Raw genomic sequence first — 23,166 nt, 5'->3', positions numbered from 1 at the left:
CCGGCCCACCGCTCCGTGAACTCCCCGGAGCCGCGCCACCGCGAATCCCCGGCCCCCACCACTCCGTGAGCATTCCGGAGGCGCACCACCACGCGTCCCGACCCGCCGCTCCGTGAGCATTCCGGAGCCGCACCACCACGCGTCCCGGCCCGCCGCTCCGTGAGCATTCCGGAGCCGCACCACCGCGTTTCCCGGCCCGCCGCCCCTTGAGCAGCGCGGAGCCGTGCCACCGATCGACCCGCTTCGCTAGTGGCCCGGCTGGTTGGTGCCGGCCGGAGGCTCCGGGCCGTGGGAGGCGCGCTGTTCCTCGGCCCAGACGGCGATCTGGGCGCGGGAGTGGACGCTCAGTTTGCCCATGATGTGCTCGATGTGGCCCTCCGCGGTGCGCTGGGCGATGACCAGGGTGGCGGCGATCTCCTTGTTGCTCAGGCCGCGGGCGACCAGTTCGGCGATCTCGGTCTCCCTGCGGGTCAGGGGGGACGGGCGAACGGCGGGCTCGCTGGCCAGTTCCCGCTCGCCGAGGGCGTAGGAGAGGATCTCCTCCAGCGGGAGCCACGCTCCCTCCGAGGCCGCGCGGGCCAGGCCCGACGGGCCGATGGCCGTCCTGATGCGGGCCGTGCACTCGTCATGGAACTCGGCGAGATGCCCGAAACCGGAGAGCGGCATGCCGGGGGTGCGCCGGACGTTGCAGACCGCGCCGAGCAGCCGGGCCGCCCGCCCGCAGTCCCGGTCCCGCGCCGCGGCCCACGCCAGCACCTCCAGCGCGACCCTGATGCCGAGCCAGTCGTCCATCGCCCCGGTGAACCGCAGGCTGTCCTGGGCCAGGGACGTCGCCCGCGTCACCTCGCCCCGCCGCCACATCTCGACGGCCAGCGCCATCAGCGCGTACGCCCGGTGCCAGCCCTCGCCGTGCGCCGCGCAGATCGAGAGGGACTCCTCGGCGGCGGCGACGGCCCGCTCGGACTCGCCCTCCTCCGAATAGGCGAGGCACAGCCGGTTCAGCGTCAGCGCGACCCCCCGGTCGTTCCCGGCGGCCCGGTGACCGGCCAGCGCCTCGTGGTACAGCTTCTTCGCCGACTCGGGGTCCCGGTCGTCCATGGCGATCATCCCGGAGTACAGGACGACGTCGGCCAGCACCTCGTCCAGGCCGAGCCGCTCGGCGAGGCTCCGGCTCTCCATGAGCATCGCCAGCGCGTCGGCCTTCTCCCCCTGGAAGATCGCGAGCCAGCCGTTGCCCGCCAGCGCGCGGGCCCGCGTCCCGCTGGGCTCGGTGACCTGGGCGAGCGCCTCGTCCAGCCACCGGCGCCCCTCCCGCACGTGGTTGCTGGTCTTCCAGTGGTAGAGCAGGTCGATGGCCATCCGCAGGCAGGTCTCGGCCCCGTCCGGGTGGTCCAGGGAGAAGCGCAGCGCGGCCCGCAGGTTGGCGTGCTCCAGCCGCAGCCTGGTCAGCAGCTCCAGCTGGGCACCGCTGAACAGCCGCTCCCGGGCGGCGGCGGCCATGCCCGCGTAATAGTCGCGGTGCCGCAGGGCGAGCCGCTCGTGGTCGCCCGAGGCGGCCAGGCTCTCGGCGCCGTACTCCTGGATGGTGTCCAGCAGGCGGTACCGCACGCCGCGGGGGTGTTCCTCGCGCAGCAGCACCGACTTCTCCACCAGCCCGATGACGAGGTCGATGACCTCCTCGCGGGCGATCCCGTCCCCCGGGCAGACGGCCTCGGCGGCCTCCAGGTCCAGGCTGCCGGCGAAGACCGAGGCCCGGCCCCACAGCAGCCGCTCGGGCCCGGTGCACAGCTCGTAGGACCAGTCGATGAGCGCGCGGAGCGTCTGGTGCCGCTTGCTGGCCGCGCTGGAGCCCGCGGTGAGCAGGCGGAACCGGTCGTCGAGGCGTTCGAGGAGCTGGCCGACGGACAGGGCGCGCAACCGTACCGCGGCGAGCTCGATCACCAGGGGGATGCCGTCCAGGCGGCGGCAGATGCGCACGACGGCATCGCGGTTGCCGTCGGTGACGGCGAAGCCGGGGACGACGGCGGCGGCGCGCTCGGCGAACAGCCGTATCGCGTCCACCTGGGCGAGGTTCTCGGTGGGCAGGCCCGGGCGGTCGGGGTCGGGGAGCGGGAGGGGCAGGACCGAGAGGGTCTGCTCTCCGGCGATGCCGAGGGCCTGGCGGCTGGTCACGATCACCTGCAGCTCGGGGGCGCAGGCGAGCAGTTCCTGCAGCAGGACGGAGCAGTCGTGCAGCCGGTGCTCGCAGTTGTCGAGGATCAGCAGGGCGCGGCGGTCCCTGAGGTACTCGACGACGGACTCCATGGCCGGGCGGGCCGGGTCCTCCTGGATGCGTAGCGCGTCGGCGACGCTCTGCGGCAGCAGATCGCAGGTCTCGGCCGTGCTCAGCTCGACGAACCACACCCCGCCCGGGTAGGCGCGCCGCACCTCGGTGGCGATGCGGGCGGCCAGCCGGGTCTTGCCCACCCCGCCGGCGCCGACCAGCGTCACCAGCCGCGACGTGGACAGCTTCGACCGTACGTCGGCCATCTCCTGCCGGCGTCCGACAAAGCTCGTCACCTCGGCGGGCATTCCCCGCGCCCGCCGATGCTCCCCCGAGGTATGTCCCATACCTTCCCCACTGCCTGAGCCCGGCGCCGCATCCCCCGCATCACCATGCCCCTGCGAAGGCCTGAAGGTCGGCCCACGCCCCTTATGCCCACCTCTCGCACTGCCCCACCCACCGATCCCGCCACCACACGGCAAACCTTCGCCCATTTCCTCCATAAGGAGATATCGGCGCCCGGCCGGCGGCCGGGCGCCGCCGCCTGTCACATCAGGCCGGTGATGTGCCGGCCCGGCCGAGATGCCGGGCGAAGAAACGGACCGCGCTGTCCGCCTCGAACCTGGGCAGCGCCATGTGTGTGCCCGCGTTGGCGTGCAACGTCTTCTCCTTCGAGGCGAAGGCGTCGAACAACGCGAGACCGGACTCGCGGGGGATGTGCTCGTCGTCCCACTGGAGCGCGAACTCGACGGGCACGGTGATCTGTCTCGCCGCCTCGGTCAGGGAGTCGTGCCAGAAGACGCCGAAGACCGCGGCGGTGATCCTGGGGTCGGCCGCCGTCAACGGCACCCCGATCGCGGTGCCCATGGTCAGGCCGAAGTACCCGACGGGCCCTCCGGCGCCGATCTCCGGCAGTTCCTGGAGGGCGTCCAGGGTCGCCCGCCATTCCGGCACGGCCCGCTCCGCCAGCTCGGCGTTGTACCGGACGACGATCGGGCCGACCGGCTCGCCCGCAGCCATCGCCTGCCGCAGCGCGGCGATCTGCCGCTCGTCGGCCGCCGTGCGCGGCCGGCCGCCGTGTCCCGGCGCGTCGACGGCCGCGACGGTGAACCCGCAGCCGGTCACCAGCCGCCGCGCACGCCCGACCATCCCCGGTGCCCTCTTGTCCTGGCCGCCGCCGTGCCCCAGCAGCACCAGAGGCGCGCGGCCGGACACGGAGCCGGAGCCGGACACCGGCGACCAGAGCACGCCCGGAACCTCACCCACGGTGAAGTCGCGCTCGACGACACCGTCCGACGATGTCTCCGCGGTGAAACGCACAGAATGCATAGGTTGTTGCCCTTCGGGATCGCCATGGGGTTCGGGGCGCTCCCGGCGACACCTACCTCGATCGCCCGGCCATGACGAACCGGGGGAGCACCCACGTCGATACAGCGTTCATGGGTCTCACCTCCTCGTGCGATGTCACGGCCACCTGCAAGCTACCAGCCCGACCGCTCTCCGCTTCACCCCTTTTCCCGCGCTTTCGAACGGGAACGCCGGCCCCTGGTCACCCCACGTCGAGCGACCCGTCCTCCTTGAACGGAAACGCCCCCCACGCCACCTCCCAGAGATAGCCGTCGGGGTCGGTGAAGTACCCCGTATACCCGCCCCAGGCCGTGTCCTGCCCCTGCTTGACGATCTCGGCCCCCGCCTCCGCCGCCAGCGCGAGGGTCTCGTCGACCTGATGCCGCTCCCTGACGTTGTGCGCCAGCGTGATCCCCGTGAACTTCGACCGCGGCACATCCCACCCCGGCCCGACGTCCTCCGCCAGCTCCCCGTACGGATACAACGCCAGCACCGTCCCCGACATCTGGAAGAAGACGATCCCCTCCTCCGGCTTGCGGGTGGTGGGCAGCCCCAGCCCGTCCCGATAGAACTCGTACGACCGACGAAGATCGGCCACACCCAGTGTGATCAGCGAAATCCGAGCTTCCATCCCCCCAGTATGTGCACCCCACCGACAATCCCCCGCGGGTCAGGCGGGGGTGATGTCCTTGGGGTCGAAGGTGTAGACGATCATCCAGTGGGGGTCCAGGCGGTAGTAGGCGACGTCGCCCCAGTTGGTGGGGGATTCCCCGTAGTGGGTGGTCAGGTAGGCCAGGGTTTCCGGCCACCCGGGGTCGGCGGGGGCGTCGGGGGGGTTGAGGATGCGGGCGGCGCCGTGGGTGAAGACGCCCAGGGACTCGCCGCGCATGTGGGCGGCGCTCACGGCAGGGCGGGTGCGCAGGTGAACCGCCTTGGCGGCGGTGGTGGAGGTGCCGAAGATCCACTTGCCGTGGAGGAAGTGGCCGTCCACGCCGCCGATCCTGGGCTCGCCGCGGGCGGTGACGGTGGAGAGAGCGAGTGTGCACATGCCGGTGAGGACTTCGGTGAGCTGTCGCGCCGGGATCGTGCGTTCGCCTGGCTTGACGATGGAGCGCAGGTGGGCGGTGGAACCCGCCAGGGAGACGTCCAGCAGGGCCTGGAGCTCTTCGAGCTCGGAGTCGGTCTCGTGCATTCGGCCACTCTGACCGACGCCACCGACATTTCGCGGTCAGCGGGCGCCGGCCGTCCGGCGGGGCGGTCCGAGACCGAGCCACACGGCGGGGATCGCCACCAGGACGGCCACGGCGATGCCCAGCAGGGCATAGGAACCGGTGGCGACGATCAGGCCCGCGGCGATCGTGCCGGTGGCGCCGCAGACGTTCATCAGCAGGTCGGAGAGGCCCTGGGCGGAAGGGCGGTGGTCGAGGGCCACCGACTCGCTGAGCAGGGCGGACCCGGCCACCAGGCCGCAGGACCACCCCGTGCCGAGGAGGAACAGGCCGAGGCTGAGCAGGGCGACGTCGTGCGGGGCGGCGGAGGCGGCGAGCCCGGCGGCCAGCAGCAGCTGGAGCAGGCCGATGACCAGGACGGGGATCGCGCCGATCCGGTCGGCGAGCCAGCCGACCAGCGGGGAGAAGACGTACATGCCGGTGATGTGCGCGCTCAGGACGATCCCGATGATCGACAGGCCCATGTCGCCGTGGTCGAGGTGGACCGGCGTCATCGACATGATCGACACCATGGCCGTGTGGCTCACCGCGATCGCCACCAGCGCGCGCCGGGCGGCGGGCGTCTCCCGCACCACCCGCCACGACCCGCGCAGAGTCCTCTTCGGCGCGACCGGCCCGCCGTCCCCCTCGCCCGGAGTGCCCCGGGCCACGAGCAGCGGGTCGGGACGCAGCCCCGCGACCACGATCACGGCCGCCAGCGCGAACGTGAGCGCGGCCAGCGCGAACGGCCCCGCCTCGGCGCCGAGCCCCAGCGCGGCACCGGCGTGCCCGGCGGGGTCGGCAAGGTTGGGACCGGCGACCGACCCGATCGTCGCGGCCCAGACCACCAGGGACAGGTGCCGCCCGGCGTGACCCGGCGGTGACAGGTCGGTCGCGGAGTACCGCGCGGCGAGATTACCCGCGCTCGCCGCCCCGAACAGCACCAGACCAAGGAGCAGCAGCGGCCACGACCTGATCGAGATGGCCCCCACGCAGATCAGGCACCCGAGCACCGCGACCCCGTACGTGAGCAGCAGCCCGGCCCGCCGCCCGGCCCGCCCGGCGAGCTGCGCCGCCGGTATCGCCAGCAACGCGGCCCCGAGCACCGTCGCCGTCCCGGCGAACCCACTGATCGCCACCGACCCCGAGATCTCCGCCACCACCAGAGAACTGAGCGCGGCCCCGGTGGCCACCCCGATCCCCCCGGCGATCTGCGCCGCCGAGAGCACACCGAGCGTCCGCCTCTGCAGCCGCCGAAGGTCGGGCCGATCGTTCTTGTGCTGGGCGACGGCGATCTGTCCAGAAGGTTCGGTCACGAGTGAAGTGTGCCATCACTCCTGTTGCCCGCCCCAGCGAGTTTCCCGCCCGGCCTTTCAGCAGCGCAGGATCGCGGCGTCCCAGTCCTCGTCCGGCCCGAACAGCCGCCGCGGCTTCATCGCGTCCAGCCTCCCGAGCAGCAGCTCGGACGGGACCAGCGTCCCGAGGGGAACGGGCTCCACCGCGACCGGTACGTCCAGCAGTTCCTCGGCGATGGTCGTCAGCGCGGCGCGGGCGTCCGAGGCGTGTGGCCGGTCGACCTCGATCTGCACGACCAGACGGTCGGGGCGGGCCTGGGCCCGCCAGAACAGCACGCCTAGCTCGACGGGCAGGCGGTAGACGGCCTCCTCGACCTGGCGTACGGACAGGCTCTTGCCGGCGACCTCGTTGCCGTGGGAGATCCGGCCGAGCACCCGGATGGTGGGCAGGTACCAGCCGCACTCGCACTCGGCGTAGTGGATCTCGACGTCGTCCCCGAGGTCGTACCTGATCAGCGGCATGGCCTCCTGGTACAGGGGGGTCACCACGAGCTGCCCGGCGCCCTCGCGGGCGAACGTGCCGGTCGCGGCGTCGTACACCTCGGGCAGCAGGCGGTCGGCCCAGAAGTGCATGACGCCCGCCGGGCAGGTGCCCGCGACCGAGCCGACCTCGGTGGAGCCGTACACGTCCAGCACCGGTGTGCCGCCCCACAGCTCGCTGATCCTGGCGCGGCGCGCGGGGCTGAGCGGCTCACCGGCGGTGTAGAACGCCCGCAGGGCCGGGAAGTCGGTCTCGGTGCGGTACCCGGCCAGCTCGGCCCCGGCGGCCCACACCAGGCACTCGCTCGGGGTGGACCACGTGAGCGTGACGTCCAGGTCGTGCAGGGCGCGGACCACCCGCGAGTACGGCGACGCCAGCGACCGGCAGTCGCTCGGGATCACCGTGGCGCCGACGGCGAGGCCCGCCTGGTGGGCGAGGTGCCCGGCCATCACCAGCGCGTACGGGATGCGCACCAGCAGCGTGTCCTCGGCCGTCATCGGGATCGAGTTGCGCAGGAACCGGTCGACCAGCTCGGCCCATTCCTCCGCCGTGTAGTACGTGGGGGTGGGTGTCGCGGCGCCGCTGGTCCCGCTGGACTCGTGATAGGTGGCGAGCCGTGTCTTCGGCACCGCCAGCATTCCGAACGGATAGCTGTCCCGCAGATCCTCCTTGGAGGTCATCGGGAGCCCGTCGAGCCCGGTGACGGGCCGGCCGCCGAACCGTTCCCGGTAGAAGGGGGACTTCGCCACCTGCTCGAACACCATGTGCAGCTGCTTGTCCTGCGCCGCCCACAGCTGGTCGAAGCTCGTCCAGTGGTCGGCCCTCGGCAGTTCCTCGCTCATGCGCTTCTCCTCACCGACATCGAAGAATGCTGCCACCCCGCCGGGCCCGCCCACATCTTCCGTGATGCGGTCCTGGGGGGCCCGGGCCGATGAACGATGATGGGGATCGCGCGCGGCCTCCCCCGGCGCGCGCGAGACCTACGGAAGCGTGAGGTACCCCCGGTGATCCACCACGTGCAACTGGGCTGCCCCCCGGGCAGCGAGCCCGTGCTCCGCGCGTTCTACGAGGATGTGCTCGGCCTGACCGAGATCCCCAAGCCGCCCGTGCTGGCCGCCCGCGGCGGCTGCTGGTTCCGCGGCGACGGCATCGAGCTGCACCTCGGCGTCGAGCCCGATTTCCGCCCCGCCCGCAAGGCCCACCCCGGCCTCCTCGTCCGGAACCTCGACGACTGGGCCCGCCGCCTCACCGAGGCGGGCTACCCCGTCACCTACGCCGACGAGATCCCGGAGCTGCGCCGCTTCCACTCCGAGGACCCGCACGGCAACCGCCTGGAGTTCCTGGAGCCCGTCTCCTAGCGGCACATCGGCTCCCGCTCGCGGAGGATCCGCGGGCCGGGTGAGCTGAATCTTTCACCGGGTTGTCCGGCCGCGGATGGCCGTTTACCCAGCTTCCGGACGGTGTCCGCCGAGGTTCCGCGCTGATTCGGCCATGCTGCCCCGCTCATTTAGCGACTCACCCCCGGCAGCGCGGCCGCGGCGTTATGTACACCTTCCCGAAACATGCCGACCCTTGGAACACCAGCGTCCGGCGGCGGGAGACCCGGATGGGCGATGGGCGGCGTCACGGCGGGGACGGCGGCTCACGGTGAGATCCATCTTGGAGATGATTGTCAATGGGGCATGCGCAGAGCCGATTCCACCGCAAGGTCCTGACGATCCTCACGGCGGCGGTGCTGGCCGCGGCCGGGCTGGTGCTCGTCACCTCGCCGCGGGCCGACGCCGCGGTGGCCTGCGAGCTCGTCTACACCTCCAACACGTGGGGCACGGGATCGGGCGGCTTCACGGCGTCCATCGTGGTCAAGAACACCGGTGACCCCCTCACGGCCTGGACGCTGAGCTTCACGTTCCCGGGCAGCCAGCAGCTGACCGTGGGCTGGGCGGCGACCTGGACCCAGTCCGGCCAGCGGGTCACCGCGCAGAGCCAGGCCTGGAGCGGCTCGGTCGCCACCGGCGCGTCCTTCACCGTCGGGTTCAACGGGAACTGGACCGATGGCAACCCGCCCCCGAGGGACTTCGCCGTCAACGGGGTGCCGTGCGCTTACGTCCTGATCCCGAGCCCCACGCCGAGCCCGACCCCGACCCCGACGTTCCCGTCCCCGCTGCGCATCATCGTCATCCCCACCACGCTGTCGGTGCCCGAGGGCGGTCAGGCGAGCGCCCAGATCAGGCTCAACTCGCAGCCCACCCGGGACATCATCGTCGGCACCGCCCGCGTCCAGGGTGACACCGACCTGGCCGGCGGCCCGCCGCTGACGTTCACCCCGAGCAACTGGAACATCCCCCAGAACTTCGCGGTGACCGCCGCCGAGGACGCCGACACCACCAACGGCACGGCCATCTTCGACACCCGCAGCAGCCAGATCCCCGGCAGCAGCGCCGTGCTGTGGAACGCCGCCGAGATCGACAACGACGGCCCCGGCTCGACCCCGCTGCGGATCCTGATCACCCCCACGGCGCTCATCGTGCCCGAGGGCGGCCAGGGGATCGTGCAGGTGCGGCTCAGCGCGCGGCCGACCCTCGACACCATCGTCGTCGCCGGCCGGGTCCAGGGTGACACCGACCTGGCCGTGGGCGGCCCGCTGACCTTCACCCAGGGCAACTGGAACGTCCCGCAGACCATCCTCGTGACCGCGGCCGAGGACGCCGACTCGCTGAACAGCACGGCCGTCTTCGACTTCCGCAGCAGCCAGATCAGCGGCGGCGGCACCGTGTCGCTGAACGTGGCCGAGCTGGACAACGACGTCCCGGGATCGACCGCCTCGCCCACCGTCCCGGTCGACAACCCCTTCATCGGGGTGTCCGGGTACGTCAACGCCGACTGGGCGGCCAACGTCGAGAACTCCGCCGCGACGGCAGGCGGGTCCGCCGCGGAGCGGATGCGCCGCCTGAGGACGGTGCCCACGGCGATCTGGCTGGACCGGATCGCCAAGGTCACCGGCACCGTCGGCGTCCGAGGCCTGGAGGCCCACCTGGACGACGCTCTGGCGCAGAACGCGGGCTACGTCACCCTGGTGCTGTACGACCTTCCCGACAAGGACTGCCTGGCCCAGGTGTCGCCCGCCGAGCTGCACGCCGCGGACAACGGCCTGAACTGGTACAAGACCCAGTACATCGACGCCATCGCCTCCATCGTCTCCAAGAGCAAGTACTCCCGGCTGCGCATCGCCACGATCATCGAACCGCGCTCGCTGGCCGATCTGGTGACCGGCAACAACTACCCGTCCTGCGTGGCGGCGGCGCAGAGCGGCGTCTACGTGGACGGCATCCGCCATGCCCTGGACCGGCTCTCGCCGCTGCCCAACGTCTACACCTACCTCGACGCCGGGCACTCCGGATGGATCGGCTGGGACGACAACTTCGGCGCGCTGGCCACCCTGATCTCCTCCACCGTGCGGGGCTCGGCCGGCGGGGCGACGAGCCTGGACGGCATCGCGACCAACGTCGCCGACTACATCCCCACCGAGGAGCCCTTCCTCCCCGACGCCACCCTCATGTTCGGCGGCGTCCCCCTCCGCTCGGCCACGTTCTTCGAGTGGAACCCCTACTTCGACGAGCGGGACTACGCGACGGCGATGCGCGCCTCCCTCATCCAGCGCGGCCTGTCCAGCTCCATCGGCACCGTGATCGACACCTCGCGCAACGGCTGGGGCGGGGTGAACCGGCCTACCTCGGTGAGCACCTCGACCGAACTGGACCCCTACGTCAACCAGAGCCGCGTGGACCGGCGCCCGTACCGGTTCAGCTGGTGCAACCAGCGGGGCGCGGGCGTCGGCGCCCGCCCGGTGGCCGCGCCGCTCCCCGGCGTGGACGCCTTCCTGTGGGTCAAGCCGCCGGGCGAGTCGGACGGCGTGGGCGGCCCTGTGGTGCCTCCGGGATCCGTGGTCGACCGTATGTGCGACCCGGCCGCCACCAACCGGTTCAACCCGATCGTGCTGACCAACGCGCTGCCCAACGCCCCGCTCTACGGCGACTGGCACCACGAGCAGTTCGCGATGCTGGTGGACAACGCCTACCCCGCGCTCTGACCCCCGCAGGCCGGGCGTCCAGGCGCCCGGCCCCGCTCCAGGAGAGGACCTTCTATGAGACCCGGGACCGGCCGCCGGTACCGTGCCCTGACGGTGCCGGTGGCGCTCGCCCTCGCCACCGCTGGCGTGCTTACCGCGCAGAGCGCGTCGTCGGCCGCCGCCTCGTGCGAGGCCAAGTACACGGCGTGGCAGTGGGGCACCGGTTCCGGGGGCTTGACCGCGACCCTGGAGGTCAGGAACACCGGCGGCGCGTTCCGGGGCTGGACGGTGGCCTTCGCGTTCCCCGGGAGCCAGGTCCTCACCCAGGGCTGGGGGGCGGTGTGGCGGCAGACGGGCACCCGGGTCACCGCGCGGAACCAGCCGTTGGACGCCGACGTGCCGACGGGCAGGACGCTCACGATGGGCTTCAACGGCACGTGGCGGGGAAGCAACCCCCACCCGGCCGCCTTCACGCTCAACGGCGTGACGTGCACCCCTCCCGGCACCCCCACCCCGACCCCCACGCCAACGCCGACCCCCACGCCAACGCCGACTCCGACGCCGACGCCGACCACCGGTAACCCGGCCAACCCGTTCGACGGTGGGCGCGGCTACGTCAACCCGGACTGGTCGGCCAACGTCGAGTCGTCCGCCGTCACGGCGGGCGGGGACGCCGCGCGGCGGATGCGGGCGGTCGCGGACGTCTCCACCGCGGTCTGGCTGGACCGGATCTCCAAGGTGACCGGCGGCGGCGGCGTCACCCGGACCCTGGTGGACCACCTGGAGGGCGCCCTCGCGCAGCAGGCCACGTACGCCACCTTCGTGCTGTACGACCTGCCGTACCGGGACTGCACCAACCCGGCGGGCGGCGGCGAGCTGGCGTCGAGCACCGGCCTGAACAGGTACAGGGCCGAGTTCATCGACCCGATCGCCGAGATCGTCGCCCGGCCGCGCTACCGCGGCCTGCACGTCGCGTTCGTCGTCGAGCCGCGCTCGCTGGCCGCGCTGTCCATGGCCACCAACCAGGAGGAACCCATGTGCCAGACCGCCCTGGCGAGCGGCGTGTACACCGACGGCATCCGGTACGCCCTGAACACGCTCGGCGCGGTCCCCAACACCTACCTCTACCTGGACGCCGGGCTCTCCCCCTGGATGGGCTACGACACCGTCCTGCCGGGATTCCTCGACCGGCTGACCACCACGGTGCGCGGCGCCGCGCAGGGCCTGGCCGCGGTGGACGGCTTCGCCACCAACGTCACCGACTACGTCCCGATCGACGAGGTCTTCCTGCCCGACCCGGCGCACATCGCCGGCGGGAGCCCGGTGTACACCAGCAGCTACTTCGACTGGAACCGCGTCTTCGACGAGCGCGACTACGCCACGGGACTGCGCAACGCCCTGATCAGCCGCGGCTTCTCCGCCTCGATCGGTATGGTCGTGGACACCTCGCGCAACGGCTGGGGCGGCCCGGCCCGCCCGTCCGCGGTCAGCACGTCGACCCAGCTCAACACCTACGTGGACGAGAGCAGGATCGACCGCCGCTCCTATCACTTCAACTTCTGCAACCAGACCGGCGCGGGCCTCGGCGAACGCCCGAGGGCGGCCCCCGCGAGCGGGATCCACGCCTACCTCTGGATCAAGCCCCCCGGCGAGTCGGACGGCGTCAGCACGCCGCCCATCACCGACGAGGACGACCCGAACGCCCGGTACGACCCGATGTGCGACCCGACCCGCTACGGCCGCTACGACACCGACGAGCTGAACGGCTCGCTCCCCGGCGCCCCGCACACCGGCCGCTGGCACCACGCCCAGTTCGCCATGCTGGTCGCCAACGCCTACCCGTCGCTGTGATCGGCTGACTCGCGGGCCGGCCGGGCTTTCTCGCCGGACGGCCTCCCTCGGCCGGGCCGTGCGCGGCGGCCCGGCCAAGGAGGGCCTATCGGAGGGTCACCACGGGGAGGGCGCCGGGGGCGCCACGACCGGCGGGCGGTCGTCGCAGGTGATGGTGTTGGGCAGTTCCCAGGCGGCGAGCCAGGGGCCGGTGGTGCCGCCGCCGTCGTTGCCGCCGAGGTCGGTCAGGGAGAACTCCGAGCCGGCCGGGGTGAAGTGGAACGACCCGCAGTTGTTGACGCCGACGGCGCCGACGTTGCGGGCGTCCACGTTCTCGAACGTCGCCGAACCGGCCACCCGGGCGCTGACCACCGAGGTGCCGGTGCCGTCCACCCTGATGTCCTTGAAGTGGACGTTGGAGATCGAGTACAGGTCCTTCACGCCCCACTCGCTGACCAGCATGATCGCGTTGTAGGTGCTGTCCAGGAAGTGGTTGCCCACCACCTGGATGTCCGCGTCGATGGTCTTCTCCAGCGCGTAGAACCAGATCGCCCCGAGACCGATGTTCCAGTTCAGCTCGAACGTGCCGGCCCGCACCGTCGTGTTGTTCCTGATCCACAGGTGCCCGGTGAACGCCTCGGCGCCGAAGCGGGAACCCACCTGGAGGGCGCTGCCCTCCCGGATCGGGTCGGCCACGAGGTTGTTGGACACCGTGTTGTCCGTGCCGCCGTAGACGGCGATGCCGTTGGCGAGCACCGGGGTCTGCACGGTGTTGTGGTCGAAGGTGTTGCCGGTGTTGGCGGTCTTCTCCGACCACATCGCGAGGCCGTCGTCACCGGTGTTGCGGACGAAGGTGTCGGCCACCAGCGAGTCGCGCACGCCGGTGTGGAAGTTGATGGCGTCGGCGATCTGGTCGACGATCACGTTGCCGGTGACGCGCAGGTTCCGCATCGGGCCGTCGAACCACATGCCCACCTTGGTGTGGCGGATGTACAGGCCGTCGATGGTCGAGTCGCTCAGCGCGCCGCCGACGCCGTTCACCTGGTCGGTGTCGACGCGCTCGCGCACGTCGCCCTCGATGGCGAAGCCGGACAGGTGGACGTTCCTGCTGCCGCCCGCCGCCGCGTCCTTGCCGTAGAAGCCGACGCCGGTGTGCACCGAGCCGTCCGGGGCGGGGGTGGGAAGGGCGACCTCGCGGCCCTTGACGATCGTGTACCAGTTGCCCGCGCCCTCGATCGTCACGTCGTCCACGAGGATGTGGCGGTTCACCTGGTAGGTGCCCGGCGGGATGTACACCTTGAGCCTGTTGCGCTTGGCGAAGGCGATGGCCTTGTCGAACGCGTCCGCCGAGTCGCGCCTGCCGAGCGGGTCGGCGCCGAACAGCAGCACGTTCGCCGCCACCAGCCGGACGTGCGGCGCCCCGACGAGCTCGGAGTCGAGCAGGTCGACGACGGTCCACGCGGCGCCGCTCCCGGCGGGGGCGGTCAGCCGCACCCGGTCACCGGCGCGGTAGGTCCTGCCGAGCAGGAGGCGCTGCTCGTCGTAGAAGTGCGACGGCCGGAACGGCTTGGTGATCACCGGGGCCGGCGTGGTGGCGTTCGGCACGCACTGGCACTCGGTGATCCACCAGTCGGGGTGCAGCAGGTCGCCGTTCGGGTCGTTGCTGAACGGATATTGGTTGTACAGCCACGCGTACTGCGACGTGAGGGTCATCACCTTCTTGGCGCCGCCGTTCACCGTGACGTCGAGCGGCGCGGTGATGCCGCCGCCGGTCGGCGCGTCGGGGATGCTGTAGCGCACGGTGATCGCGTTGGCCGCGCTCGGCAGCGTGAACTCGACGTACTGCCCCGGCGTCAGCCTGACGGCCTTGCGGCCGGACGCCTCCGAGGGCAGCGTGTACGCGGCGCGGTCCGGCCCGATGACGGTGCCGTTCGTCGCGGCGTTCTCCGCCTCCTGTTCGAGGAAGCCGACGCGGGCGCCGCGCCCCGCCACCAGCGACGGGTCGAGGGCGGCCCGCGTCACGACGGGGGAGCGGCCCTTGTCGGCGAGTGCGGTGCCCGGCACCGCGCCGAGGCCGGCGGTGGTCGCCGCCAGCGCCACGACCGCCACCACGGCACGCCGCGATCCGCCGGACCACCTCGCCACTGCCCCTGTGAACCTCCGTGACATCGAATGCTCGTTTCTCTCGGGGGGTGAGCGACCTCACGATGTTTCGAAGGCAGCACGAACGCCGTGAGGGTGAGGTGACAGTAGGCGTCGGATGCCCCGTTCCACAAGGGTCCTGCGAAATAGTTTCGTAATCTTGCTCTCTAGGTACGGCGTGACACTTGCTTCTTGCGGTTGTCGTCGTAAGCGCTTGCAACTTTTCGCAAACAGAGCGCACGCCGTGCGGCCGTGGACAGCAGGACGGCACCGGCCGGGACGACCGGCGCGACGACGAGCGGCGCGGGAGCCCGCGCTCACTCCCCCGCGAGCCGCATCAGGCTCTTGAAGGCGAACCGCAGCGGCGGCATGTTCGACGGGAACGGCTCCTCCAGCCTGCCGAGGGCGGCCCGGCAGGCCTCGGTGAGGTGGTGGGAGGCGGGCAGGCCGTCGGCCGCGACACCGTGCCTGTCGATGATCGCCTCAAGGTCGACGAGCCACCGGCGGTGCAGGTTCGTCTGCCCGTCCGACTCGTGCACGACCCGTCCGACCGCGATCACCGCCGCCAGCCCCCGGAGGTACACCTGCTCCTTGTGCACCTCCCACAGCCTGCGCAGCGCGAGCCCCAGACAGGAGATGGACGTGGAGGCGTGGCTCCCGCTGAGCTTGCCGAACCGGTCGTAGTCCTGGAGCGCGGCCCCGGCCAGCACCGCGTTGCGCGCGGGGTGGCCGATGGTCCCCTCGACCACCCCCCACTCGGTGAAGACCGGACGGGTGCCGGTCGCGGCGTCCTCGGCGGTCATCAGCAGGGGCAGGGTCGCCACCGCCACGTCCACCGCCGGCCGGCACCTGCCCGCGAGACGGTACGCCCGGCTGAGGCTGGTCCGGTAGGAGAGCCGGTTCGGCGCGGCCTCGACGGCGGCCTCCGCGGCGACGATGGCGAGGTCGGGGTCCTTGAGGTTCGCGGAGAGGTAGGCGAGGTCGAGCAGGTCGCCGCGCGGGCCGTGGCGGTCGATGGCCCGGATCGCGCCCCTGACCAGCCGCACGGTGGTCTCGGCGAGGTCCGCGCCGACGTCCTCGGCCAGGTCGCAGGCGGTGCGCGCGATCAGGCCGTGGCGGATCAGGATCTCTTTGCCGTTGTACGACGCCGCCGCCTCGTTCCCGAGCGGCAGCACGATGCTCGCGAAGACCTCCTGCTGGGTGAGGGCGAAGCACTCCTCCAGCACGACGGAGGTGAGCGTGCGCACGCCGGCGGCGTGCGGCAGGGCGATGAGGAAGAACACGTCGCGCAGCGTGTACTCGGACTCGCCGTCCAGCGTGTTGAGCCGGTGCTGGTCGAGCCGCACCAGCAGCTCGCGCACGTGGTCCGACAGCCCGTCGCCGTACCGGGTCTTCAGCAGCGCGCCGAGGAAGGCGCCGTCGTTCTGGCTGCTCTGCTCGGAGGCGGCGTCGAGCAGCTCGCGCACCCGCTCGTCGTGGCTCAGCGACGCGATGGCCCCGAGCGCCTGCTCCCCCAGCGCCTCCCAGGACGTGATGATCTCGGCCGCGTCGAGCGGGCTGACGCCTCGCAGCCGGAAGTACTTCCGGTCGGGGATGTACTTGTTCCAGGTGAACGCGAACCCCCCGGCGTTGCGCCAGTCGGTGTCCCGCGACCCGAGGAGCAGGTGGATGTGGGACAGCCCCGCCTTGTTGATCTCCGCGACGAGGTCGCGCAGGCGGTCGATGGACCGGAACGCGTCGTCGATCACCAGCAGGTGCTTGGACTCCGGCGGCAGCGAGCGGATCTCGTCGACCGAGCCCCACCGGCCGTCCGAGCTGAACTGCACGACGATGGAGGGGTTACGCGCCGCGATGGCCGCCGCCACCTGCATGAGCACGGTCGTCTTGCCCTCGCCGCTCGGCCCGTGGACCAGCGTGAGCGACGCGCGGGGCTGGTAGAGGGTGACGTTGAGGCGCCCGATCAGGGCCCCGACGAGCTCCCGTTTGGGGATGCGCGGGTTGACCGCGTCCCGCCAGTTGGGCAGCCGTCCGTCGAAGAAGTCGATCGCGGCGAGATCGTCCTCCTCGGTGTCCCTGCCGGTGAGCAGCTGGTCGGTGACGGGGATCCAGCCCAGCAGGCTGCCGCGGCCCCGGGTGTACCGCACGGTCTCGGGGAACTCCAGGTGGTCGGAGACCTTGCGTTCCAGCGCGGGCAGGGTGGTGTTGACGTCGATGTCCACGTAGAACTGGATGTTGCCCGGCGCTTCGAGCAGCTTCGCGATGAGGTCGTTCTCCCCGGCCGTGCGCAGCAGCTCGGCCTCCCCACCGTAGAAGCACCAGAGGACGTCGAGCTCGCGCGCCGACTGCTCGCGGATGATCTGCACCAGTTGCTGGGTGACGACGTCCCGCCAGGCCCGGTACGCCATGACCACCAGCGTGTACTGCGTGAGCAGCACCCGCAGCGACCCCGCCAGCGCGGGACGCTCGCGGTCCAGCTGGGCGGCCATGCTCAGCGTCGCCGAGTCCCGCCAGTATCCGTGCAGGTGGACGACCTGCGGCACGTCCAGGGTGCGCACGTCGACGTCGCGCAGGAAGGCGCCGTCGTGCTCCATGATGCGGCGGATCGCCTGCCCGCCCGCGCGGCCGATGGCGATCTCGCAGAGCGGGTCGAAATTGGTGGTGACGATGGGTCCGCGGAAATGGGTGGGCAGCCCTCGCCATATTCTTCCGAGCGCCTCGACGCCAGGCGGTAATTTCCAGTTGTCGACGTCCGCCTCGTAGTCGACGAGTTTGTCCTGGGCGATATCAGCCTGGGTCTTGAGAGATTTCCGGTAAGCGCTGAGCACGCACAGGCGAATGATCTTGTCACGTTCCTCCGGGTCCCGGCGCCGACCGAGGAAAGCGAATGCCCGGCGATACATCTCCCCCTCGTCGACCGCTCCTTCCAGCGAGGAGTCGAGTTCCGCCGCCTCCTCACCGAGGCTGGCCCGCACCGCTTTGACGATCTCCGGCACCCCGGGAACCGCGGGCCGGCTCAGTCCCGAGCCCACCAGAAGCGCCAGCGGCCTGGCCTCTTTCCCCTTCCGCAGACTGGCGGCGATCCGTGCGCAGAGGTCATTCTCCTTGCCGAAATCCATGATCCTCCCCAGCTCTCGGACACGACGTCGCCACTCTCCGGAAATCCGGGGGAACTCCGCATGACCGCTCCCCTCCAGGATTGTCGCCACACACCGGAATCCGCCACAGTTTCTCGCCGAATAACGGTGACATGGAGTGGCACGGCATCATGGTCCGCCGATCGCGACCCGGTGCCGTCCTTGCACGATGGCTCTGATCGCCGCGGCGGGATGCTCCTCCGCGCCGCCGCGCGCGACGGCCGCGCCGGCGCGAACACGAAGATCCTCTGGCCGCCCGGGGAGCCGGCGTGGTCGTGCCGCCGGCCGGGTGCCGGACGCCTCGATGAACGCCGGGTCGTGGGGTCCGTCACCGTTCCGGCACGCTGACCGGCAGTCACCCTCCGCAGCGGCTTTCGTGACCGGATTTCACTCCCTTTCGGGGCGGATGACCAGGTCACCTTGACCGGTGTGGATGGCCCTTGACATGCGCACACATGAAATCTAGATTGCGTGCCGCACGGATATATCGGAAATATTATGAAACTTTCATTGCACCGATCCCCGAGAGAATGGACGACCGGCATCGGAAGGTGCTGATTCCGGCTCGTCGGCGACACCACCGACCCCCAACGAGCCGTGGCGAGTCCTCGGCCTTCGAGTACGGAGATCAACGTGGAGCCCAGGACACCGTCTCGCCGTACCTTCCTCGCCCTCTCCATGGGCCTGCCCGTCGGGGCCGCGCTCGCCGCCTGCGGCACCTCCGGCCCCGGCGGCGGCGCCGGAGGCGGAGGCAACGCCGGCAACGCCACCTACTGGTTCCTGTCCGCGCAGCCCGCGGAAGGGGTGCGCCGGTCCGCCGTCGACCGGTTCAACAAGGCCAACCCGAACGGCCAGATCACCGCGACGACCTTCCAGAACGACGCCTACAAGACGAAGATCAAGACGGCGCTCGGCGCGGGCCAGGCGCCCACCCTCGTCTTCGGCTGGGGCGGCGGCACGCTGCGCAGCTACGTGCAGGCCGGGCAGGTCGACGACCTCACGCCGTGGCTGGACCAGAACCCGGCGGTCCGGGCGCGGCTGTTCGACTCGGCGTTCGGCGCCGGGACCGTCAACGGCAAGGTCTACGCGCTGCCCATCGAGCGCGTGCAGCCGATCGTCCTGTACTACAACAAGAAGCTCTTCGAGCAGATCGGCGCGAGCCCCCCGCAGTCGTGGGGCGACATCATGGACCTGGTGCCCAAGTTCAACGCCAAGGGCATCGCGCCGTTCTCCCTGGCCGGCCAGTCGCGCTGGACCAACATGATGTGGCTGGAGTTCCTGTTCGACCGCATCGGCGGCCCCGAGGTGTTCCAGGCCGTGTTCGACGGCGAGAAGGACGCCTGGTCCAACCCCGCCTCCATCGACGCGCTGACCAAGGTGCAGGACCTCGTCAAGGCCAAGGGCTTCATCAAGGGCTTCTCGTCCATCACCGCGGACTCCAACGCCGACCAGGCCCTCCTGCACACCGGCAAGGCGGCCATGATGCTCCACGGCAGCTGGAGCTACGGCATCCTCGCCACCGAGGGCGGCGACTTCGTGCCGAGCGGCTCCCTCGGGTACATGAGCTTCCCGCCGGTCGACGGCGGCAAGGGCGACCCGAGCAACACCGTCGGCAACCCCGCCCAGTACCTCTCGATCTACTCCCAGGCCACCCCCGCGCAGAAGGACATCGCCAAGAAGTTCCTGTCCACCGGCCTGTCCACCGACGCCGAGGTCAAGGACTGGATCGCCACCGGCTCGGTCCCCATCGTCAAGGGCACCGAGAGCCTGCTCAGCGCCTCCAAGGACGCCGAGTGGCTGAGCTTCGTGTACGGCGTCGCCAGCAAGGCCAAGACCTTCGGCCAGTCCTGGGACCAGGCCCTCAGCCCCACGGCCGCCGAGGTGCTGCTCGACAACATCTCCAGCCTGTTCCAGCTGTCCATCTCCCCCAAGGAGTTCGTGTCGAACATGAACGCCGTCATCGGCAAGTGACCTAGGCCGAGAAACACGACCCTCCGGTTGGGCGAATTGTCCGCATATGCTGGGCGAGCCGGAGGGGGGAACGGTGTGATCTCGGATCTGGAGCTCACGCTCGGCGCTCAGGCCGGGGACGTCGCGGCGCTCGGGGTGCTGCTGGCGCGGCACCAGGGCGGCATGCGGGCGGTGGCGTTGAGCCTGCTCGGGTACGGGCCGGACGTGGACGACGTCGTGCAGGACGCGGCCGTGGTCGCGTTGCGGCGGATCGGCGACGTCCGGGACCCGGCCGCGGCGGGGGCGTGGCTGCGCATGATCGTCCGTAACGCGTGCCGGACGCGGCTGCGGTCCGTGCGGGAGGTGTGGCCCGTCGACGAGGCGGCGCTGCCGTCCGCGGACGCGACGCCGGAGCAGGTGATGGAACGGCACGCGATGCGGGACTGGATCTGGCGCGCGATCGAGGAGCTGTCCCCGCCGACCCGCATGGCCGTCATGCTGCGCCACTTCAGCAACGGCGTCACGTCCTACGAGCACATCGCCGCGGCCTGCGGCGTGCCGGTGGGCACGGTCCGCAGCAGGCTCAGCCAGGGACGGGCCAAGATGGCCGAGGCCCTGCTGGCGACCGCGGCGACCGCGCACGGCGACGCCGCCGCGCTGGCCGCGGCGAGCCGCAGGGAGGCGCTCGCCACCCTGGAGGCGGCCGAGAAGGGCGAGTTCGCCCGCGTCCTGGCCGAGCGGTGGTCGCCGGACGTCACGCTGCTCGGCGGGCCGGGGCCGATCGGCGGGCGCGACCTGCTCCTGCGGGGCATGGAGTGCGACCTCGAAGCGGGGGTCCGCCAGCACCTCGCCCACGTCGTCGCCGGCCGCGACATCGTGATCTGGGAGATGGACATCAGCAACCCGGCGCACGACCCGGACCACTGCCCGCCCGCGGTGACCTGGCTCATGTCCCTGCACCGGGGCCGGGTCCACAGCCTGCGGCTCTACCACCCGCACGCCCCGGCGTATGTGAGCACCGTCACACAGGCCTGACCGAACTCTCCCGCCGCCTCCGCGTCCTGCCGGTGTCAGTCACGACACCAGGACCGGAGGAGATCCCATGAGCACCAACCCGCTGTCGCCCGGCACCCACACCGTCGAGGTGGACGGCGTCACCCAGCGCTACCACGTCCACGGCACCGGGCCGGTGTGCCTGGCGCACCCCGGCGGCCCCGGGGTGCACTGGGACTACCTGCGGATGCCGGAGGTGGAGAAGCACCTGACCATGGTGTACGTCGAGCCGATCGGCACGGGTGGTTCCGGCCGCCTGCCGTCGCATCCCCACGGGTACACCCGGGACCGCTACTCGCGGAACGTCGAGGCCCTGATCGACCACCTCGCGGTCCCCCGGGTGTTCCTCCTCGGCCACTCCCACGGCGGCTTCGTGGCCCAGTACCACGCCCTGCGCCGCCCCGGCCGTCTCGCCGGGGTCATCCTGTACGACAGCGCCCCCGTCACCGGGCCCGAGCACATCGCCGAGGCCGTGCGCGGCGTGGAGGAGTTCGCCCGCAGGAACGCGGGGAACCCCGGCCTCGCCCGCGTGCTGGAGGCCTTCGGGTCGATCGGCGCCATCTCCGGCGACGAGCAGTTCACCGCCGCCGTGCGCGGCCTGCTCCCGGCGTACTTCGCCGACTACTGGGGCCGCGAGCGGGAGTTCGCCCCCATGCGGGACACGGTGAGCGGATCACACATCTCGGGCCTCGACGAGCATCTGGTCCCCGACATGATCGACGACCGCGAGTCCCTCGGGACGCTCACCCTCCCCGCCCTGGTGATCGTCGGCCGGTACGACGTCATCTGCGGGGTGCGCTGGGGGCAGGAGCTTCACAAGCTGATCCCCGGCTCCGAGTTGCTGATCCTTGAGGACAGCGGCCATTTCGGCCACATCGAGGAGCCCGGCGCCTTCGCCCGCGCGGTCGCCGGCTTCACCGCGTCCGCCTCGGCCTGACGGACCCCCGGCCACCAGGTTTAAGCGGACCGCTGGAGAGAAGGGAGAAGATCATGGCTGTCACTCTGAACAAACGCGCGTTCGACTTCGCGAAGAAGCTCATCGCCGACGGTCACCGTGAGCTCGACGAGAACGGCGACTGGAGCGATCACCAGCCCTCGGCCGACCAGGAGAACAAGTTCCTGGAGAAGCACGACTTCGCCGAGTACGCGAAATGGCACCTGGGCGAGGACGACGAGCACCCCGAGGACACCAAGGGCAGGTACAAGTTCCCCTACGGCGACTTCAAGAAGGTCCACCGCTGCGGCGTGATCGCCGCCAAGGCCCGCGCCGCCCAGCGCGACCACGACGACATCGAGGACGCGGCCGCCCGCCTGCTCGACAAGCTCGACAAACTGATGGAGAAGTGACGAGAGGCCGAGCCCTCCTACCGCGACCGGCGTAGCGGACCGGCCCGTGCTCACGCCTCCCGCCGTAGTCCGGCGGCCCTCCCCGGCGGGATGACCGCGGGCCGCCGCCGGACGACGATCTCAAGTCATGGACCTGACCGAGAGACCCGACCCGGGGCGGGCATCCTCCGGCCCGGAGAGCATCGTCACCCGGACGACCCCCGCACCACCCGCCCGGGTGCGCGCGGGCGTGACCGGGCTTTTCCAGGGATTCGCACTGCTGACCACCGGCCTGCTCGCGGGCACGTTCGCCTACGGCGCCGTCAACATCGTGCCGGCCTTCAACGCCGTGCCCCTTGAGGTCAGGCTCACCTTCCACAGCGCCATGATGAGGCTCAACGAGCCCGTCATGCGGACCGCGATGGCGCTGGCGATCATCAGCTCGCTCGGCCTGGCTCTCGCGTCCCGCGGCCTGCCGCGCCTGCTGCCCGCGGGGGCCGCCGTGCTGGGCCTCGGCTCCCTGCTGATCACCCTGCTCGGCAACGTGCCCCTCCACCAGGACATCAAGCGATGGGCCGCCACGGGCTCGGCCCCGCCGGGCCACCAGGAGATCCTGCGGCAGTGGGACACCTTCCACGCCATGCGCACCGCCACCGGCCTGGCCGCATTCCTGCTGATCATCGTCGCGGCGGTCGTCCTCCACCGCCCCCACCACGACGCCTGACCGGCCACCCCGGTCCGAGAGCCCCCCACCCAACCCCGCGCCCCCTCCGCCCGCAGCACACCCGCTCCCGTGACAAGCGCTCTCCGGCGCCGCGGCGGTAGGACGTGGTACGGCGAAGTCGGCGCCGCCGTACGGCGGTCAACCCGTGGTGTGCGCGGCGCCGATGGGAATGGTCTTCGCAGAGGGCGCGCTCCGCGCGGAAAGGCGCAAAGGCTGTTCCGATGCGGGGGACACCCCCGCACCCCCGGCCCTGCGGGGCTCATCGTGCCCCACCGCACCCAGCGCCC

General features: G+C 71.3%; 16 protein-coding genes. 8 read left to right on the top strand and 8 right to left on the bottom strand.

Annotation, left to right across the window (positions count from 1 at the left end; translation table 11 throughout):
* Window positions 1-246: 246 nt before the first annotated feature.
* The 6 genes from ACFP1K_RS00725 to ACFP1K_RS00700 all read right to left on the bottom strand — a co-directional run bounded on the left by ACFP1K_RS00725 (window position 247) and on the right by ACFP1K_RS00700 (window position 7,496).
* Window positions 247-2,529 (bottom strand): ATP-binding protein, encoded by a 2,283-nt coding sequence (locus tag ACFP1K_RS00725; protein WP_380745943.1) that lies wholly within the window; start codon window positions 2,527-2,529, stop codon window positions 247-249.
* Between the two features lie 286 nt (window positions 2,530-2,815).
* Window positions 2,816-3,592 carry an alpha/beta hydrolase family protein gene (locus ACFP1K_RS00720; protein ID WP_380745941.1) on the bottom strand — a complete coding sequence of 259 codons (777 nt, stop codon included), beginning with the start codon at window positions 3,590-3,592 and terminating at the stop codon, window positions 2,816-2,818.
* A 220-nt stretch (window positions 3,593-3,812) separates the two neighbouring features.
* Entirely contained in the window at window positions 3,813-4,241 is a 429-nt protein-coding gene (locus tag ACFP1K_RS00715; protein WP_380745939.1) for a VOC family protein, read from the bottom strand.
* Window positions 4,242-4,280: 39 nt separating this feature from the next.
* Window positions 4,281-4,802, bottom strand: a complete 522-nt coding sequence (locus tag ACFP1K_RS00710; protein ID WP_380745937.1) for a pyridoxamine 5'-phosphate oxidase family protein — start codon at window positions 4,800-4,802, stop codon at window positions 4,281-4,283.
* A 36-nt stretch (window positions 4,803-4,838) separates the two neighbouring features.
* Window positions 4,839-6,134: an MFS transporter gene (locus ACFP1K_RS00705; RefSeq protein ID WP_380745935.1), complete on the bottom strand. Its 1,296-nt coding sequence runs from the start codon at window positions 6,132-6,134 to the stop codon at window positions 4,839-4,841.
* A gap of 57 nt (window positions 6,135-6,191) precedes the next feature.
* Window positions 6,192-7,496 (bottom strand): phenylacetate--CoA ligase family protein, encoded by a 1,305-nt coding sequence (locus tag ACFP1K_RS00700; protein ID WP_380745933.1) that lies wholly within the window; start codon window positions 7,494-7,496, stop codon window positions 6,192-6,194.
* Window positions 7,497-7,658: 162 nt separating this feature from the next.
* Here ACFP1K_RS00700 and ACFP1K_RS00695 point away from each other — a divergent pair, with 162 nt between their 5' ends.
* The 3 genes from ACFP1K_RS00695 to ACFP1K_RS00685 all read left to right on the top strand — a co-directional run bounded on the left by ACFP1K_RS00695 (window position 7,659) and on the right by ACFP1K_RS00685 (window position 12,571).
* Window positions 7,659-8,012, top strand: a complete 354-nt coding sequence (locus ACFP1K_RS00695) for a VOC family protein (RefSeq protein WP_380745931.1) — start codon at window positions 7,659-7,661, stop codon at window positions 8,010-8,012.
* 317 nt (window positions 8,013-8,329) lie between these two features.
* On the top strand, window positions 8,330-10,741 hold the full coding sequence (locus ACFP1K_RS00690; RefSeq protein WP_380745929.1) for a glycoside hydrolase family 6 protein: 2,412 nt from the start codon (window positions 8,330-8,332) through the stop codon (window positions 10,739-10,741).
* A 54-nt stretch (window positions 10,742-10,795) separates the two neighbouring features.
* Window positions 10,796-12,571 carry a glycoside hydrolase family 6 protein gene (locus ACFP1K_RS00685; RefSeq protein WP_380745927.1) on the top strand — a complete coding sequence of 592 codons (1,776 nt, stop codon included), beginning with the start codon at window positions 10,796-10,798 and terminating at the stop codon, window positions 12,569-12,571.
* Between the two features lie 96 nt (window positions 12,572-12,667).
* Here the strand turns inward: ACFP1K_RS00685 and ACFP1K_RS00680 are convergent, their stop codons facing one another.
* Both ACFP1K_RS00680 and ACFP1K_RS00675 read right to left on the bottom strand, forming a co-directional pair.
* Window positions 12,668-14,650 carry a glycosyl hydrolase family 28-related protein gene (locus ACFP1K_RS00680; protein ID WP_380745925.1) on the bottom strand — a complete coding sequence of 661 codons (1,983 nt, stop codon included), beginning with the start codon at window positions 14,648-14,650 and terminating at the stop codon, window positions 12,668-12,670.
* Between the two features lie 359 nt (window positions 14,651-15,009).
* The gene (locus ACFP1K_RS00675) at window positions 15,010-17,808 is read right to left on the bottom strand and encodes a P-loop NTPase (RefSeq protein ID WP_380745923.1); all 2,799 of its coding nucleotides are present in this window, start codon (window positions 17,806-17,808) and stop codon (window positions 15,010-15,012) included.
* Between the two features lie 651 nt (window positions 17,809-18,459).
* Between ACFP1K_RS00675 and ACFP1K_RS00670 the strand changes: the two genes are divergently transcribed.
* The 5 genes from ACFP1K_RS00670 to ACFP1K_RS00650 all read left to right on the top strand — a co-directional run bounded on the left by ACFP1K_RS00670 (window position 18,460) and on the right by ACFP1K_RS00650 (window position 22,879).
* Window positions 18,460-19,797: an extracellular solute-binding protein gene (locus ACFP1K_RS00670; RefSeq protein WP_380745921.1), complete on the top strand. Its 1,338-nt coding sequence runs from the start codon at window positions 18,460-18,462 to the stop codon at window positions 19,795-19,797.
* A 75-nt stretch (window positions 19,798-19,872) separates the two neighbouring features.
* On the top strand, window positions 19,873-20,811 hold the full coding sequence (locus ACFP1K_RS00665) for an RNA polymerase sigma factor (RefSeq protein ID WP_380745919.1): 939 nt from the start codon (window positions 19,873-19,875) through the stop codon (window positions 20,809-20,811).
* Between the two features lie 67 nt (window positions 20,812-20,878).
* Window positions 20,879-21,766 carry an alpha/beta fold hydrolase gene (locus ACFP1K_RS00660; protein ID WP_380745917.1) on the top strand — a complete coding sequence of 296 codons (888 nt, stop codon included), beginning with the start codon at window positions 20,879-20,881 and terminating at the stop codon, window positions 21,764-21,766.
* A 53-nt stretch (window positions 21,767-21,819) separates the two neighbouring features.
* On the top strand, window positions 21,820-22,176 hold the full coding sequence (locus ACFP1K_RS00655) for a hypothetical protein (RefSeq protein WP_380745915.1): 357 nt from the start codon (window positions 21,820-21,822) through the stop codon (window positions 22,174-22,176).
* A 127-nt stretch (window positions 22,177-22,303) separates the two neighbouring features.
* Window positions 22,304-22,879, top strand: coding sequence for a DUF1772 domain-containing protein (locus tag ACFP1K_RS00650; RefSeq protein ID WP_380745913.1), 576 nt, complete (start codon window positions 22,304-22,306; stop codon window positions 22,877-22,879).
* Window positions 22,880-23,166 lie beyond the last annotated feature (287 nt).

Origin of the sequence: Sphaerisporangium aureirubrum (assembly GCF_042658925.1) — a bacterium.
In the GTDB taxonomy this organism is placed as follows: Bacteria; Actinomycetota; Actinomycetes; order Streptosporangiales; family Streptosporangiaceae; genus Sphaerisporangium; species Sphaerisporangium aureirubrum.
The sequence above is the reverse complement of the archived record's forward strand: the minus strand, read 5'-3'. Positions and strand labels throughout refer to the sequence as shown.

Bases quoted from the DNA above. Each gene is read 5' to 3' on its own strand.
- ACFP1K_RS00725 (WP_380745943.1), bottom strand. From the start codon at position 2,529: ATGGCCGACGTACGGTCGAAGCTGTCCACGTCGCGGCTGGTGACGCTG.
- ACFP1K_RS00720 (WP_380745941.1), bottom strand. From the start codon at position 3,592: ATGCATTCTGTGCGTTTCACCGCGGAGACATCGTCGGACGGTGTCGTC.
- ACFP1K_RS00715 (WP_380745939.1), bottom strand. From the start codon at position 4,241: ATGGAAGCTCGGATTTCGCTGATCACACTGGGTGTGGCCGATCTTCGT.
- ACFP1K_RS00710 (WP_380745937.1), bottom strand. From the start codon at position 4,802: ATGCACGAGACCGACTCCGAGCTCGAAGAGCTCCAGGCCCTGCTGGAC.
- ACFP1K_RS00700 (WP_380745933.1), bottom strand. From the start codon at position 7,496: ATGAGCGAGGAACTGCCGAGGGCCGACCACTGGACGAGCTTCGACCAG.
- ACFP1K_RS00690 (WP_380745929.1), top strand. From the start codon at position 8,330: ATGGGGCATGCGCAGAGCCGATTCCACCGCAAGGTCCTGACGATCCTC.
- ACFP1K_RS00685 (WP_380745927.1), top strand. From the start codon at position 10,796: ATGAGACCCGGGACCGGCCGCCGGTACCGTGCCCTGACGGTGCCGGTG.
- ACFP1K_RS00675 (WP_380745923.1), bottom strand. From the start codon at position 17,808: ATGGATTTCGGCAAGGAGAATGACCTCTGCGCACGGATCGCCGCCAGT.
- ACFP1K_RS00660 (WP_380745917.1), top strand. From the start codon at position 20,879: ATGAGCACCAACCCGCTGTCGCCCGGCACCCACACCGTCGAGGTGGAC.
- ACFP1K_RS00655 (WP_380745915.1), top strand. From the start codon at position 21,820: ATGGCTGTCACTCTGAACAAACGCGCGTTCGACTTCGCGAAGAAGCTC.
- ACFP1K_RS00650 (WP_380745913.1), top strand. From the start codon at position 22,304: ATGGACCTGACCGAGAGACCCGACCCGGGGCGGGCATCCTCCGGCCCG.